General features: G+C 62.5%; 11 protein-coding genes. 1 reads left to right on the top strand and 10 read right to left on the bottom strand.

Translation table 11 applies throughout. From position 1 onward, the window contains the following. Window positions 1–328 precede the first annotated feature (328 nt). Both gyrB and AC58NV_RS16120 read right to left on the bottom strand, forming a co-directional pair. Entirely contained in the window at window positions 329–2,746 is a 2,418-nt protein-coding gene (gyrB, locus tag AC58NV_RS16125) for a DNA topoisomerase (ATP-hydrolyzing) subunit B (protein WP_497228022.1), read from the bottom strand. An 85-nt stretch (window positions 2,747–2,831) separates the two neighbouring features. Continuing rightward, complete coding sequence (locus AC58NV_RS16120; RefSeq protein WP_497228021.1) at window positions 2,832–3,425, bottom strand: NAD(P)H-dependent oxidoreductase; 594 nt, start codon at window positions 3,423–3,425, stop codon at window positions 2,832–2,834. 109 nt (window positions 3,426–3,534) lie between these two features. Between AC58NV_RS16120 and AC58NV_RS16115 the strand changes: the two genes are divergently transcribed. Further along, on the top strand, window positions 3,535–4,128 hold the full coding sequence (locus tag AC58NV_RS16115; protein WP_497228020.1) for a TetR/AcrR family transcriptional regulator: 594 nt from the start codon (window positions 3,535–3,537) through the stop codon (window positions 4,126–4,128). On the opposite strand, the gene AC58NV_RS16110 is transcribed toward AC58NV_RS16115, so the two are convergent. The 8 genes from AC58NV_RS16110 to AC58NV_RS16075 form a co-directional block, all read right to left on the bottom strand. Beyond that, window positions 4,125–4,745 (bottom strand): LysE family translocator, encoded by a 621-nt coding sequence (locus AC58NV_RS16110; RefSeq protein WP_497228019.1) that lies wholly within the window; start codon window positions 4,743–4,745, stop codon window positions 4,125–4,127. The genes AC58NV_RS16115 and AC58NV_RS16110 overlap by 4 nt on opposite strands. Beyond that, window positions 4,742–5,839 carry a DNA replication/repair protein RecF gene (recF, locus tag AC58NV_RS16105; protein ID WP_497228018.1) on the bottom strand — a complete coding sequence of 366 codons (1,098 nt, stop codon included), beginning with the start codon at window positions 5,837–5,839 and terminating at the stop codon, window positions 4,742–4,744. Before recF ends, AC58NV_RS16110 begins: the two co-directional genes overlap by 4 nt. 97 nt (window positions 5,840–5,936) lie before the next feature. After that, window positions 5,937–7,058: a DNA polymerase III subunit beta gene (gene dnaN / locus AC58NV_RS16100; protein ID WP_497228017.1), complete on the bottom strand. Its 1,122-nt coding sequence runs from the start codon at window positions 7,056–7,058 to the stop codon at window positions 5,937–5,939. Between the two features lie 258 nt (window positions 7,059–7,316). Continuing rightward, a complete protein-coding gene (locus AC58NV_RS16095; protein WP_497228016.1) occupies window positions 7,317–9,767 on the bottom strand; it encodes a GcvT family protein in 2,451 nt (816 codons plus the stop codon). Between the two features lie 83 nt (window positions 9,768–9,850). Next, entirely contained in the window at window positions 9,851–10,864 is a 1,014-nt protein-coding gene (locus AC58NV_RS16090; RefSeq protein WP_497228015.1) for a GlxA family transcriptional regulator, read from the bottom strand. A gap of 18 nt (window positions 10,865–10,882) precedes the next feature. Continuing rightward, on the bottom strand, window positions 10,883–11,779 hold the full coding sequence (locus AC58NV_RS16085) for a homocysteine S-methyltransferase family protein (protein WP_497228014.1): 897 nt from the start codon (window positions 11,777–11,779) through the stop codon (window positions 10,883–10,885). Beyond that, window positions 11,776–12,846, bottom strand: coding sequence for an alcohol dehydrogenase family protein (locus AC58NV_RS16080; RefSeq protein ID WP_497228013.1), 1,071 nt, complete (start codon window positions 12,844–12,846; stop codon window positions 11,776–11,778). The genes AC58NV_RS16085 and AC58NV_RS16080 overlap by 4 nt, the downstream gene beginning before the upstream one ends. 45 nt (window positions 12,847–12,891) lie before the next feature. Beyond that, a complete protein-coding gene (locus AC58NV_RS16075) occupies window positions 12,892–15,339 on the bottom strand; it encodes a GcvT family protein (protein ID WP_497228012.1) in 2,448 nt (815 codons plus the stop codon). Window positions 15,340–15,353 lie beyond the last annotated feature (14 nt).

Genomic DNA, 15,353 nt, shown 5'->3' with positions numbered 1-15,353 from the left:
TTAGAAGACAACAAACAATCGTGGGTGCGCAGGGGAAGTTCCATCTTAACCGCACAGGGCTTCCTGGAGGCCCTCCAGAGCCTTCAATGCGCCCAGAACCTTCCTTAGACAGCAACCCACAGTTCAGCGCGTTCATGGCGAGTACAGCAGCCGGAACAGAAGTCACAAAAAAGCCAGCAGAGCAAGAAACCCAGCTACAACTCAAGCAGGAGATTTTCGAAGCCTTCAGCATCCACTTCCCCCCTAGCGTGTGCGAGAACCAAAACTATGGGCAACTTACGCAAAAGTATGGGTCAAAAACACGCTTTTGGGCGATCCTACAAAAACCTTAGAAATCCAGGTTCTCCACGCTGAGGGCGTTCTTTTGAATGAACTCCCGGCGCGGCTCCACAACATCTCCCATCAGCTTGGTGAACAGATCATCCGCTTCGACCATATCGTCGATACGTACCTGCAGCAGGGTGCGGGCATCCGGGTCCAATGTGGTTTCCCACAGCTGGTCCGGGTTCATTTCACCCAAGCCCTTGTAGCGCTGCAGGGTAAGGCCCTTTTCGCCCTCCTCCAGGATCGCCTTGAGCTGCCCCAGCGGCCCGTGAATGATCTGGCTGCGGTCGCGGCGGACCAGCTGGGCGGTGGTGCCGTAGACTTCCTGCAGGCTCTGGGTGAAGCTGCCGGTCTTGCGGGCCTCGCCGGAGCGCAGCATCGGGCCGTCCAGGGTACGGACCTCCTCAACCCCGCGCAGGATACGGGCCAGGCGGATGCCGTGGTCCTGAGTAATCCGGCCCTGCCAGCCGCGCTCATACTCCAGCGCGATGGCATCCAGGCGGGCGGCAACCTGATCGGCCACGCCCTGCAGGTCGGAATCCACCGCGCCGGGCACAAAGGCGCCGGCCACGGCTGCCTGCTCCAGGATGTGACGCGGGTAGTGGGTCGGGAAGGCATCCAGCACGCGTTTGAGCTGGCGTGCCTCGTCCACCACGCGGGTGAGGTCGGCGCCGGCCATTTCGGAGCCGTCACCCAGTTTCAGCACCGCGCCGTCGACGCCCTGGTTGATCAGGTAGTCGTCCAGCGCCGCCTGGTCCTTGAGGTAGACCTCGGACTTGCCGCGCGCGACCTTATAGAGCGGCGGCTGCGCGATATAGAGGTAGCCGCCCTCGATCAGCTCCGGCATCTGCCGGTAGAAGAAGGTGAGTAGCAGGGTGCGGATGTGGGCGCCGTCGACGTCCGCGTCGGTCATGATGACGATCTTGTGGTAGCGCAGCTTGTCGATGTTGAACTCATCGCGGCCGATACCGGTGCCGAGCGCCATCACCAGGTTGCCGATCTCCTGGCTCGAAAGCATCCGGTCAAAGCGCGCGCGCTCCACGTTCAGGATCTTGCCGCGCAGGGGCAGGATCGCCTGGGTCATCCGGTCCCGTCCCGTTTGGGCGGAGCCGCCGGCCGAGTCACCCTCGACCAAGAAGACTTCGGTCTTCGACGGGTCCTTCTCGGAGCAGTCCTTAAGCTTGCCCGCCAGGTAGTTCACGTCCATCGCGGTCTTGCGGCGGGTCAGTTCGCGCGCTTTACGCGCAGCCTCGCGGGCCAAGGCGGCCTCGACGATCTTACCGACGATCTGCTTGGCTTCGTTCGGATTTTCCTCGAACCATTCGGCCAGTTTTTCACCCATCAGACTCTCCACCACCGGGCGCACCTCGGAGGAGACCAGTTTGTCCTTGGTCTGGCTGGAGAACTTCGGGTCCGGCACCTTGACCGATAGAACACACGTCAGCCCTTCGCGGGCATCATCACCGGTGAAAGAGACCTTCTCTTTCTTGGCGATCCCCGACGTCTGCGCGTAGTTATTGATGGTCCGGGTCAGCGCGCCACGGAAGCCCGCCACATGGGTGCCGCCATCACGCTGCGGGATGTTGTTGGTGAAGGGCAGCACTGTCTCGTGGTAGCTGTCGTTCCACCACATGGCGATCTCGACGCCGATGTCGTCCTTTTCCCCCACGATGTAGACCGGAGCCTCCATCACGGGGGTCTTGTGCCTGTCGAGGTATTTGACGAATTCCTTGACCCCGCCCTCGTAGAACAGCTCCGCCGAGAGTTTCTCTGCCGGGCGCTCATCCTCCAGAATAATCCGCACGCCTGAGTTCAGGAAGGCGAGCTCACGCAGGCGCTTTTCCAGCGTCTCGAAAGAATACTCCAGATTGGAGAACGTGTCGGTCGACGCCATGAACCGGACTTCGGTACCGGTCTGGTCACCGCAATCGCCGACGACTTCCAGATGCTTGACCGTATCGCCGCGTTCAAACCGTGCCACGTGTTCCTTGCCGTTGCGCCAGATGCGCAGCTCCAGCCAGTCAGACAGCGCATTCACCACCGACACGCCCACGCCGTGCAGGCCGCCCGACACCTTATAGGAGTTGCTGTCAAACTTGCCGCCCGCGTGCAGCTGGGTCATGATGACCTCGGCCGCCGACACGCCTTCCTCGGCGTGGATATCCACCGGGATGCCGCGGCCGTTGTCACTGACAGAGACGCTGGAATCGGCGTGAATCTTGACCGTCACGTGGTCGGCGTGGCCCGCCAGGGCCTCGTCGATGCCGTTGTCCACGACCTCGTACACCATGTGATGCAGGCCCGAGCCGTCATCCGTGTCCCCGATATACATGCCGGGGCGTTTTCGGACCGCCTCCAACCCTTTGAGAACTTTGATGGAATCCGCGCCATATTCTGCGGGGGCCTGCTCGTTTCCGGACATTCACATCTTCCTGTCTTAGCTTCGGGATTTTATACGAAACCTGACCGGGATTGTCACGCGCAAGCCCCCTTTTTTCTTGGCAGAATCAGGCTCCCTTGGCCCCCAATCCCCCAGCTGCCGCCAGCCAGGTTTTGACCTTGGCCTCCGGCGCGTCCGTAGCTGGCGCGAAAGTGCTGAACCGCGTGGGTTTTATGCCGACAAACCCAAGGATCTGGCGGCTGATGAACTTCTTGACAGCATTGCCGTAGAACAGCCGCAACAGCAGCGCGGGAGTATCCGAGGTCAGCAGCACCCGGGCAGTCTTGCCGGTCAGCATCGGGGCCGGGAACCCCGCGAAGTTGACGTTGCGGGTGTCAAAGGCCCGCCCTGGCAGCAAAGCCCTGTCAAATACCGCCTTCAGCTTGGCAGGGATAGCGCCCCACCACAGCGGAGAGGCCATTACCACATGCTCTGCCCACTCCAAATCCTCCAGAAAAGCCGCCAGGTCCGGCTCCAAGGGTTTCGGGTTTTTATACCCGCCTTGCCCATAGTCCATGTCGAATTGCATCTGTGAAATGTCATGGCAGCGCACCAGATGGCCGTTTCCCTCCGCCGCGGCCTGATATGCGGCGCACAGGGATTTCGACAGGGAGGTTTGGCCGGGGTGGCCGTTCAGAAGCAGGATTTTCCGGGCAGACATCTCGCTCTCCATTAGCTAAGTTGACCGTGGTCACTTTATTGAATCAAAAAATGACCGCGGTCAATTACAAAAATGACCGCGGTCAATAATGAGGTCGTGAGGCTGAGACATGACACGTGCACCGCAGAAACGGCGGCTGGAAACCAGGGCAAATCTGCTGGAGGTGGCAAAGGCTATTGTACAGGAGCAGGGCTACAGCGGATTGCGGGTGGAGGATGTGGTCGCCCGCGCCGGTGTGGCCAAGGGCACCCTGTTTTCGCATTTCAAGGACAAGGACGGGCTGCTCGCCGTTCTGATCGGGGATGAGGTCATGCGCCTGCTGGACGGGATGGAGGCGTTTGGCGCCCCCCGGGATGCAGCTGAGCTGACCGCCCGGCTGGCGCCGCATCTGGACTACGTCGGCCAGAACCGCGTGATTTTCGATTTGCTGCTGCGCTACTCCGGCACCACGGCGGCAGAACCGGACGAAGTGATCACCGCAGGCTTCCTCCGCCAGGTTGCCCTGCTGACCCGCTGGCTGCAGCTTCTGCAGGCGGCAGGCCGGATCCGCCACGATCAGCCGCCGGAACTGCTGGCCGAAGGCATTCAGGCCTTTCTAAATCACGTCCTGGGCGTGTGGTTCTGCATGGAGCACGATGATGAAACGCCGCCGGCCAGGGCGCTTGAGCCCTATCTGCGGGCTTGGTTGCAGCCCGTCCCTTAGGTGAACGGGATCACCAGCCCGACGCAGATCAGCAGCCCGCCGGAGACCAGATTGATCCGCCGCCGGATCCGGGTGGAGGTCACCGCACGGCGCACGCGGTGCACCATCCCCGCCAGAGCCAGGTTGCCCAAAAGCGGCACCAGGAAGGACAGGGTGACAATCGCGGCAATGTCGCTCCAGGAGATGCCCGACAGGTCAAAAAACCCGGGCAGCACGCCCATGTAGAACAGGATTGCCTTGGGGTTTCCAAGGATCACCGCGATACCGGCCATGAAACCGGCCCAGATGCCGGGACGGGTCAGGGCGCGGTTTTCCTCCACCGCATCGCCGGCATGGCGGATCAGCAGGTATCCCATACCCAGGAACATCGCGCAGGCAACCCAGCGCAGCACTGTCATGATGCCCTCGAATTCCGAGACCACCCAGGACATGCCCGCCACTGCGATCAGCGGCCAGAAGATGTCGCCGCAGGCGACGCCAACCGCCAGCGGCCAGGCCGCTGGGAACCCGCCGGAAACCGAGCGCGCCATCAGCGCCAGCCAGACCGGGCCGGGGGTCAGGAACAGGATCAGCAAGGCGCCGGCGTAGAGCGCCAGATCCCAAGGCGTCACGGTCATTTCTGGGAAACCTCCGACACGCCATCGGCTTCCGACACTTCCATCACCTGCGCCCGGCCGCCCAGCTCCGCAAACAGCTCAGGGCCGGTGCCCGTCATCCAGGCCTGGGTTCCCAAGGCGCAAATCTCATCATACAGAGCGGCGCGGCGGGTGGCATCCAAATGCGCTGCGACCTCATCCAGCAGCAGGATCGGCGGCGCGCCCTCGCGCTCGGCCAACGCCCGCGCATTGGCCAGGATCAGCGACACCAGCAACGCTTTCTGCTCGCCCGTGGAGCAATCCCTGGCCGGGATGCCCTTGGCCCGGTAAGTGCCAATCAGATCCGTGCGGTGCGGCCCCACTAAGGTGCGGCCCGCCGCCAGATCCCGGAAACGGCTTTCTTCCAGCGCCTCTTTGAAATCAGCCTCCGAGGACGGCATGCTGCCCTCCGACTGCATCAATTCCAGTTCGGCAGCGGGAAAGGCGGTTTCCGCCCCGGCCTGCGCCAATTGCAGCAGTTCCACCGCCTGCACCCGCGCGGCATGAATCCGGTGCCCGGCGGAGGCCATCCGGTCTTCCAGCACCTTGTACCAGGCAGCGTCGCGGATCTGTTCCTTCAGCAGCCGGTTGCGCTCGCGCATCGCTTTGTCATAGGCCAGCGAGGCCTCGGCATGGGCGGGTTCAAAGCTGAGCGCGATGCGGTCCAGAAACCGCCGCCGCCCCTCCGCTGCCTCTATCCACAGCCTATCCATTGCCGGGATCAGCCAGACCACCCGGGCCACCTGCCCCAAGGCAATCTGACTCGCGGATTTGTTGTCGATCTTCACCTGCCGCGCATTGCCGCCTTCGGAACAGGTTTCCACCTCATAGGTCTGTGAAGGCGTCCGCAGCTCGCCCTTCAGCTTCCAGCCCAGCATCTCCGGCTGGCGCGCCATCTCCGCTGCGCTGGCCCGGCGCAGGCCGCGGCCGGGGGAGAAAAGCGACACCGCTTCCAGGATGTTGGTCTTGCCCGCGCCGTTGTTGCCATAGATAGCCACCGGACGCCCGTCCAAACGCAATTCCGCCCGCAAATGCGAGCGGAAATGGGACAGGGTCAAGGCAGTCAGGGCCAGCACGCGGCGCGCTCCCTATTCATCTTTTCAAATATACTCGCGTCCCGCTGCCCGGCTGGCGGCTTTGCCGCCGAGAGGGGAGGTAGAGCCGTCAGGCGCGTCAGACCCGCATCGGCATCACGACGTAAACGGCGCTTTCGTCGTTGCCTTCGCGCATCAGGGTCGGATCACCGGAGGAGTTGAACATGAACACAGCGTTCTCGCGGTCCACCTGGTTGGCGATCTCCAAGAGGTACTTGGCGTTGAAGCCGATCTCCAGCCGCTCGTCATTGTAGGCGACTGCCAGCTCTTCCTCGGCGGCGCCGCTGTCGGGCGCGTTCACCGAAAGGATCAAGCGGTCCTCTTCCAGCTGCAGCTTCACCGCGCGGGAGCGTTCGGAGGAAACGGTGGCAACCCGGTCAACCGCCTGTGCGAATTCGGCTGCATCCACTTCCAGTCGGCGGGTGTTGCCGGCCGGGATGACGCGGGTGTAGTCGGGGAAGGTTCCGTCGATTACTTTCGACGTCAGAGTGATGTTCGGGGTGGCAAAGCGCACCTTGGTTTCCGAGACCGAGACCGCAATGTCCATGTCATCGTCGTCAAGCAGCTTGCGCAGCTCGCCCACGGTCTTGCGCGGCACAATCACGCCCGGCATATCCTCGGCACCCAGCGGCAGCTCTGCATCGATGCGGGCCAGGCGGTGACCGTCGGTGGCCACGGCGCGCAATGCCTTGCCACCCTCTGCGCCCGCGGAGACGTGCAGGTAGACACCGTTCAGGTAATAGCGAGTCTCCTCGGTGGAGATTGCGAATTTCGATTTATCGAACAGACGGCGCAGCACCGCAGCCTTGGCGGCAAAGTTGGAGTGATACTCCGACGAGGCCATCACCGGAAAATCCTCGCGCGGCAGGGTCGCCAGCGAGAAGTTGGAGCGGCCGGCTTCAACGGTCAGGCGGCCGGTTGCGGCATCAGCGCTCAGGGTGACCAGCGCGCCGTCGGGCAGCTTGCGGACAATCTCGTGCAGGGTGGTGGCGGCTACGGTGGTGGCACCCGCGCGCTCCACCTGAGCGGGGGCCTTGTCAACCACCTCGATATCCAGATCGGTGGCGCGGAACTGGGCGCTGTCGCCCTCCGCTTCGATCAGCACATTCGCCAGGATCGGAATGGTGTTGCGGCGCTCGACCACAGACTGCGCCTGGGCCACGGCCTTGAGAAGCGTGCCGCGTTCGATGCTGATCTTCATGTCCCAAATCCTCTTCGTCAGGCCCCTGTCAGTGGCCGGGACAAGCAACCTACCTGTTTACCCCTGCCATACAAGGCTTTTTATGGATTTCTCCAAGGGATTTCCGGCGGGGTCAAGAGGCGGTGGGCGGCTGAACCTCGAAACCGGGGCAAACGTTGCAGCCGAACCCGAAACCGCCCGCGCGGAGACAGCTATAAAAAACGCCCCGGCGGTACAGCCGGGGCGTGATACGGGCTGGTGAATGCACTGGAGAGGTGTTTAGGCCTTCACCCGCTCCGATTTCGGATCATACATCGGCTTCAGCGAAGCCTCGGCTTTCACCTTCACGCCGCAAACGTCGATTTCGTAGGTGGAACCCAGCACATCTGCAACGCTTTCGCCCTCGCTGGGCACGTAGCCCATGCCGATGGCGGCGCCCAGCGTGTGGCCGTAGTTGCCGGAGCTGAGGTAGCCCACGTATTTGCCATCGCGGATGATCGGCTCATTGTGGAACAGCAGCGGCTCCGGCTCGGTCAGCTTGAACTGAACCATGCGGTTCTTGGGGCCGGTTTCCTTGCGTTCCAGCACCGCGGACTTGCCGATGAATTCGGCCTTGCCGGTGGCAACCGCAAAGCCGAGGCCCGCGTCGATCACATTGTCCTCGCAGGTGATGTCATGGCCGAAGTGGCGGAAACCCTTCTCGATCCGGCAGCTGTCCATCATGTGCATGCCGCAGAGCTTGAGCCACATGTCCTGGCCCGCTTCCCACAGGGTTTCGAATGCATGGCCTGCCATGTCAGCACCGACATAGATTTCCCAGCCAAGTTCACCCACGTAAGTCACCCGATGCACACGGGCGAGGCCCATGCCCAGCTCGATCTCCTGCGCGGTTCCGAAGGGGTTGGCGTCGTTGGAGAAGTCGTTCGGCGACACCTTCTGCAGCAATTCTCGAGAGTTCGGGCCCATCACCGCCAGCACGCCCTCGCCAGCGGTCACGTCAGTGATCACCACGCGTTGGTCGCCGACATGGCGCATCATCCAGGTCTGGTCGGCGAGACGGGTGATCGCCGGGGTCACCACCAGATAGGCGGTCTCAGACAGGCGGGTGACGGTCACATCCGCCTCGATCCCGCCGCGGGCGTTCAGGAACTGGGTGTAGACGATCTTGCCGGCGGGCACCGAGACGTTGGCACCGCAGATGTAGTTCAGGAACTTCTCGGCATCCGGGCCTTCGACGCGGATCTTGCCGAAGGAGGACATGTCGTACATGCCGACGTTTTCGCGTACCGCCCTGTGTTCAGCTGCCGAGTTCTCAAACCAGTTCTGGCGCTTCCAGCTGTACTGGTATTCGCGTTCCTGGCCCTCATTGGCAAACCAGTTGGCGCGCTCCCAGCCGCCGAGTTCACCGAATACTGCGCCCTGTTCCTTCAGGTGGTGATGGAACGGGGTACGGCGCACGCCGCGCGCGGTGGCCTTCTGGCGATAGGGGAAGTGGTCCGCGTAAAGCAGGCCCAGGGTTTCCTTCGAGCGCTCGAAAAGATAGTGCTTATTGCCCTGGAAAGGGTGCATCCGGCTGATGTCCACGTCGCCGAGGTCGAACGGTTTCTGGCCGTCTTCCATCCACTGCGCCAGCGCCATGCCTGCGCCGCCGGCCGATTGGATGCCGATCGAGTTAAAGCCTGCTGCGACCCAGAAGTTGTCCATTTCCGGCGCCAGACCCAAGTGATAGGCGTCATCCGGGGTAAAGGACTCGGGACCGTTGAAGAAGGTGTGGATTCCCGCCTCAGCCAGCATCGGCATACGGTTGCAGGCCGCTTCCAGGATCGGCTCGAAGTGGTCGAAATCTTCGGGCAGCTGGTCGAATTCGAAGCTGTCGGGGATACCGTTCATCGCCCAGGGTTTGGCGTTGGGCTCAAAGGCGCCCAGCAAGATCTTTCCGGCGTCTTCTTTGTAGTACGCGCATTCGTCCGGCACCCGCAGCACCGGCATCTGGGTCAGGCCTTCGATGCCTTCGGTCACGATGTAGAAGTGCTCGCAGGCGTGAAGCGGCACGTTGACGCCTGCCATACGGCCGACCTCATGGCCCCACATGCCGGCACAGTTCACCACCATGTCAGCTTCGATGTGGCCCTGGGACCGGCCGTCGTCGCTGACCCAGTCAACGCCGGTGACACGCCGGCCTTCCTTGGAGATGCCCGTGACCTTGATCCGCTCCTTAACCAGTGCGCCGCGCTGGCGGGCGCCCTTGGCCAGGGCCAGCGCGATGTTGGCCGGGTCGCCCTGCCCGTCCTTCGGCAGCCACACGCCGGCGGTCACGTCGCCCACGTTCAGGTGCTCGTAGCGGGCTTTGACTTCCTCGGGGGAGATTTCCTCAACCTCGACACCGAAGGCGCGTGCCATGGCGGCCTGGCGGAAGATCTCTTCCTTGCGCTCTTCTGTCAGGGCCACGGTGATCGAGCCGCAACGCTTGAAGCCGGTGGCGACACCGGTTTCCTCCTCCAGCGAGCCGTAGAGTTCCTGGCTGTATTTCGCCAGTTTGGTCATGTTGGCAGTGGCACGCAACTGGGCGATCAGACCCGCGGCGTGCCAGGTGGTGCCGGAGGTCAGCTGCTTGCGCTCCAGCAGCACAACATCCTTCCAGCCGAGCTTGGTCAGGTGATAGGCCACCGAGCAGCCGATCACGCCACCGCCGATAATCACCACACGGGCCTTGTTGGGAAGATCGCTCATGTCATCGCTCCTGAATGAGAGTTTGCGCCAAATTATCACGAGCAGGCGGCGCAAAATGCATCAAAAGCGTCAGACTCCCGGGGCTATTCTCCGGCCTTCACAATTTTTTCCGATCCGTCCTCGCCCAGCCGCCGCCGTTTGCGCAGGGCAAAGGGAGTGATGCCGAAGAAGCTCTTGTAAAGACTGGAAAAACCGTTCGGAAAGCCGCAGGCAAGACCAATTTCCCGCACACTCATGGTGGTGTTGAGCAAGAGATTGTTGGCCTTGGAAAGGCGCATTTCCCGGTAGAAGCCGTTAGGGGTGGTGCCGAGGAAGGTCTTGAACTTGCGCTCCAGCGAGCGGGTGGAAATGCCAAGTTCATCAACGATTTCACCGATCGGCACCGGTTCTTCAATATTGTCCTGCATGATGCGGATGCAGTGGTCCAGTTCACTGTCACCGGTGATGGTCGGCTTGGCGCCGGCAAATGGCTGCAGCGAGGAAAAATCGCGCACCTGCTCATGCAGCATAATATTGGCCACGGTCATCTGCGCCGCGGCAGAGGTGAGCCGTCCGACCAACGCCAGCGCGATATCAACAGTGGAGCCCATGCCGGCACAGGTCACCACCAGCCCGTCCTCGCTGGCCAGCGCGTGGCTGGAGTCGTTCAGCCCCATGCGTTCACGCAGCAGGGCAGAGTTTTCCCAGTGGGTCGTCAGCCGCCCGGAAGCCCCGCCCTGGTCGCGGATATAGCGGGCCGCGGCTTCTGCCAGCAGGTAGACCTTAATGCCGCGGCAAGTGTAGCTGGAAATCACCCGGCCTAGGCTGAGGCCCGGATGATCAGGGTCGGAGTTGCCAAGGAAAAAGGCAAAATCCGCGTCCGGTTTGACGGCAAAAGGTTCGGTATCCAGGCTGAGACCCGCACGGCAGCCGACCCGCCCTCCCTGCAGTGAACGAACGGTCCATTTGAACGGTGGCTGGGCCAGCACGCGGTTGGCGATCCGCAACACCTCCAGGATCGCCGACATCTCGATCAGGACAAAACCTTCAGTGACGATGATGTCGATGTTCCAGACCCGGGCCGGGTCCGCAGCTTTGAGTTTTTCCGGAACTGCCATGCTGATCCCCTCCCCTGGTCAGACGATGTGGTGCCCGGCCGCGCGCAGCTGCCGGGCCAGTTCGGCAATATGGTCCGGGCCGACTTCGCAGCAGCCGCCGACGATGGCGGCGCCTTGGGCAACCCAGCCCAAAACAAATTCCGTGTAGGCCTTGGGCCCCAGATCCTGACGCTGCTCCAGGGCGTCCACGGTGGGCGCGTCCTTCAGGAAGCCCTCCGAGATCCGGGTGAAACCGTTGGCATAGGCCCCGAAAGGCTTGTCGAACGCCTTGACGATCTCTAGGCCGCTGCCGATGACCTCGGGCCTAGAGCAGTTGAGCAGCACCGCGTTCGGCTGAAATTCCTCAACCAGCGGCGCGAGGTCTGCCAGCGGTTCGCCGGAACGGAGCAGCGTGCCGTCATCATCGGAGACGGAAGCCGCCAGCCACACGGGCTTGTCTGTGCCGACACAGCCGCGCAGCGCACCCCTGGCATGTTCGACCGAAGACACGGTTTCTATCAGGAACAGATCTGCCTGCGGCTCGAGCAGCTGAACAAGCTCCGCATAAACAGGTGCGGCCTCCTCATGCGGCGGGCAGATGTCCGGACGGTAAGAGGCAATCAGCGGGCCAAGCGCAGCAGCAACACGGCCCGAGCCATGCGCATCCCGCGCTGCGGTAGCCTGTGCGGCAGCCTGGTCCAGCAGCGCCTCGAAATGCTCTTCTATCCCGGCGCGGGCCAAACGGTCGCGCAGAACCGCATAGGTGTTCATGGTGGCAACTGTGGCGCCCGCAGAGAAGTAGTCGGCGTGAATGCGGCCGACGACGTCCGGATTTTCGATCATCACGGAAGTTGACCATAGCGGCGTTGCCCGGTCCCCGGACCGTTTGACGACCTCTTGCCCGATCGATCCATCAAGGAGGACGATATCTGTCATGGCGCCTCCTGCGGGGGAATCAGGACCAGTTTGCCTGGAAACGCCTTGCTCTTGAAATCTTCCTGCGCCCGAGCGATTTCCTGCAGGGGATAGGTTGCCGAGATCAGAGGACGGATTGCGCCGGAATTGATCAGCTCAACCAGTTCGGCAAAAACGGAACGGGGCGAGAAGGTGCAGCCGTGAATGGTAATGTCGCGCAGGTAGATTTCGCGCAGGTCTGCCGTGACAATCGGGCCGGCAATTGCGCCGGAGACCGCGTAATGCCCGCCAGGCCGCAAAGCCTGTATGAGCGCGGGCCAGGCCGGGCCGCCAACCACGTCGATGACCGCGTCAAAACAAATTGGTTCCGGCGCTTCCTCGCGGCTGATAATGCCGCTTGCCCCCATAGCGGTCACCGCTTCCGACTTGGCGGGCGATGTCTGGCCAGTGACATGTGCGCCAAGATGGGATGCTAGCTGCACCGCGGCCAGCCCAACCCCGCCGGATGCGCCGGTCACCAGCACCCGCTGGCCGGCAGAGACACCGGCACGGTGCAGCATGTTCCAGGCGGTTCCATATGCGCAAGGCATAGCCGCAATCTCGGTGTCCGACAGGGGGGAGGCGCTTACGTCGAACAGCTCTGCCGCGTCAGTCAGGCAAAATTGCGCGAATGCGCCGTCAAGTTCGGAACCCAGCGCGACAAAGGCCGCCGGATTGTCCGGCTGCAGTCTCGGGATATTGATCTGACTGGTGACCCGCTGCCCCACGCGGATAGCACCGGCGTCCGGGCCGGTCTGAACCACCACACCGCACAGGTCTCCGCCCTGTATCCGGGGAAAGCTCAAGGCGCCGCCCCAGCCGCCGGCTTCTACGTCTGTGTCATCGCACACGGCATCCGTGGCACCCGTCACATCTGACGAATACCAGCCGATCCGGGTGTTGATGTCCGTGTTATTAACGCCTGCCGCCAGGACCTTGACCAGCACCTGCCCCGGTCCAGGGACCGGAACAGGAATATCTTCACGCCATTCGAGCGCTTCCGGCCCGCCATGCCGGGTCAAATAGACGCCTTTCATCAACTGGGCCATCGCTGAAGCCTCCTGAATTAAGCGTGACGGGCCGACCGTAGCACATCAGGCGCGCAGGCGCTCGTTGGCCGGATCCCACAGCGGTTCGTCCTTCTGAACCACCGCACGGCATTTCTGCCCGTAGATCTCAACCTCCAGCTCGGTGCCCGGCACGGCCAGATCGGTGCGCACCATGCCCAGCGCGATCGACTGGTTGACACGGTAGCCCCAGCCGCCGCTGGTGGTCTCACCGACGATCTCGTCGCCGTTCCAGATACAGGACATATAAGGCGCATCCGCGTCGCCGGCTTCAACCGTCAGCGTAACAAAGGCCTTCTTCACGCCCTGTTGCCTTTCGCTCTGGATTGCAGCCTTGCCCGGGAAGTTCTGCGGCTTGTCCAGTTTCACAAAACGCTCCAGGCCGCCTTCAAGCAGCGAGTAATCGGTGCTCAAGTCGCCTTTCCATGCGCGATAGCCTTTTTCCAGGCGCAGCGAGTTCAGGGCATACATGCCGAACGGCTTGGCGCCGCCTGCAAGGATGGCCTCGTAGATGGCCGGCATGTCCTCGTTCAGCGCGTGGACTTCCCAGCCCAGTTCGCCTGCAAAGGACACGCGCACCAGGTGTGCGGGCTTGCCTGCCACGGTTGCCGCCTGATGGGTCAGCCAGCCAGCCTGCAGATCCGCATCCGAGATCGCGGCCAGCAGGTCGCGCGACTTGGGCCCGGTCACGATCAGGGTGTCGCGGGTGGTGGTGACGTCCTCGACCGACGCGGTCGCGGGCATCGCGTTCACCAGGAGGTCACGGTCGTGCCATTGCGCTGTTGCGGCGGTGATCATCACGAAGTCGTCTTCGCCCAGACGCATGCAGGACATTTCGGTCAGGATGCGGCCGCGGCTGTCCGCGATATAGACCAGGTTGATCCGGCCAATCTTGGGCAGGCCGCCGGTGACCAGACCGCGCAGCGCCTCGGCTGCACCTTCGCCTTTGACCAGGAACCGCGAGAAGCCCGGCAGGTCAAGCACACCAACGCCATCGCGGACGGCTTCGCATTCTTGCTTGATCCGCTGCTCCCACGGTCCCGAACGGCCCCAGGTGTGGGTCGCTTCTTCCGAGGTATCGTCACCCGGCTGCGCGAACCAGTTGGCGCGCTCCCAGCCGTTGTAGACACCCATCTGGCCGCCCAGTTCCTTGACCTTGGCATGCACCGGCGACAGTTTCTTGTCGCGCGCAGCGGGCCATTCGTGATGCGGGAAGTGCATGGCGTATTCGTTGCCGTAAACTTCCATGCCCTTTTTGTTGCAATAGTCTTGGTCGGTATAGTCGGTATAGCGGCGCGGATCGACGGCCCACATATCCCACTCGGTGAACCCATCGACGATCCACTCTGCCAGCACCTTGCCGGCGCCGCCGCCCTGGGCAATGCCGAAGGTGAAGCTGTGCGCTTCGAATGCGTTTTTCACACCCGGCATCGGGCCGATCATCGGCAGGCCGTCCGGCGCATAGGGGATCGGCCCGTTGATGACGCTGCCAACACCAGAGGTCGCCATCAGCGGCACACGCTCCATGGCATCGGTAACGATATCTTCGATGCGGTCCAGATCGTCATTCCACAGCTGGAACGAGAAGTCTTCAGGCATCGGGTCGTCCTCGGTCATCCACTCGCCCTTGCAGTTGGGCTCATATGGTCCAAGGTTGAAACCGTTCTTTTCCTGGCGCAGGTAGTAGGACACGTCCACGTCACGCAGAAGCGGCAGCTTGCCGCCATGCTCCTTCGACCAGGCTTCGACCTCGGGCACTTCCTCGGTCAGCAGATACTGGTGGCTCATGACCATCGCGGGCACCATGCGGCCGCCGTAGGGCTTGAACATCTCACCCACGCGCTGCGCATAATAACCAGCCGCGTTCACCACATAATCACAGGCAATATCGCCTTTTTCGGTGTGAACGGTCCAAGTGCCGTCCTCGTGCTGGGTCACGCCGGTCGCCGGGGTAAAGCGCAGGATTTTCTGCCCCATGTCGCGCGCGCCCTTGGCAAATGCCTGGGTCAGCTGCGCCGGGTCGATGTCACCATCGGTCGGGTCATAAAGGACGCCTTCCAGATCGTGGGTTTCCAGGAAGGGATACCGCTCTTTCGCCTGCTCCGGGGTCCACATTTCCATCGGGATGCCCTGGTACAGGCCCATGGACATCGCGCGCTCAAATTCCTGCATCCGCTCTTTGCTGTGCGCCAGACGGATCGACCCCGAGACGTGATAGTTCATCGGATAATCGACTTCCTCTGCCAGGCGCGAATACAGCTCGGTCGAGTAGCGCTGCATGTTCATGATCGCCCAGGAGGTCGAGAAGGTCGGGACGTTGCCGGCCGCGTGCCAGGTCGAACCGGCGGTCAGCTCGTTCTTCTCCAGAAGCACACAATCGGTCCAGCCTTTCTTGGCCAGATGAAAAAGCGATGAGCAGCCGACGACGCCGCCGCCGATGATGACCACGCGGGCCTTGGTTGGAAAATCAGACATGTTCGCTCCCTAGT

This window comes from Leisingera sp. ANG49 (genome assembly GCF_059694505.1).
Note: the sequence above shows the minus strand (reverse complement) of the source record. Positions and strands in the feature narration are given on the sequence as shown.

Bases quoted from the DNA above. Each gene is read 5' to 3' on its own strand.
- gyrB (WP_497228022.1), bottom strand. From the start codon at position 2,746: ATGTCCGGAAACGAGCAGGCCCCCGCAGAATATGGCGCGGATTCCATC.
- AC58NV_RS16120 (WP_497228021.1), bottom strand. From the start codon at position 3,425: ATGTCTGCCCGGAAAATCCTGCTTCTGAACGGCCACCCCGGCCAAACC.
- AC58NV_RS16115 (WP_497228020.1), top strand. From the start codon at position 3,535: ATGACACGTGCACCGCAGAAACGGCGGCTGGAAACCAGGGCAAATCTG.
- AC58NV_RS16110 (WP_497228019.1), bottom strand. From the start codon at position 4,745: ATGACCGTGACGCCTTGGGATCTGGCGCTCTACGCCGGCGCCTTGCTG.
- dnaN (WP_497228017.1), bottom strand. From the start codon at position 7,058: ATGAAGATCAGCATCGAACGCGGCACGCTTCTCAAGGCCGTGGCCCAG.
- AC58NV_RS16095 (WP_497228016.1), bottom strand. From the start codon at position 9,767: ATGAGCGATCTTCCCAACAAGGCCCGTGTGGTGATTATCGGCGGTGGC.
- AC58NV_RS16090 (WP_497228015.1), bottom strand. From the start codon at position 10,864: ATGGCAGTTCCGGAAAAACTCAAAGCTGCGGACCCGGCCCGGGTCTGG.
- AC58NV_RS16085 (WP_497228014.1), bottom strand. From the start codon at position 11,779: ATGACAGATATCGTCCTCCTTGATGGATCGATCGGGCAAGAGGTCGTC.
- AC58NV_RS16080 (WP_497228013.1), bottom strand. From the start codon at position 12,846: ATGGCCCAGTTGATGAAAGGCGTCTATTTGACCCGGCATGGCGGGCCG.
- AC58NV_RS16075 (WP_497228012.1), bottom strand. From the start codon at position 15,339: ATGTCTGATTTTCCAACCAAGGCCCGCGTGGTCATCATCGGCGGCGGC.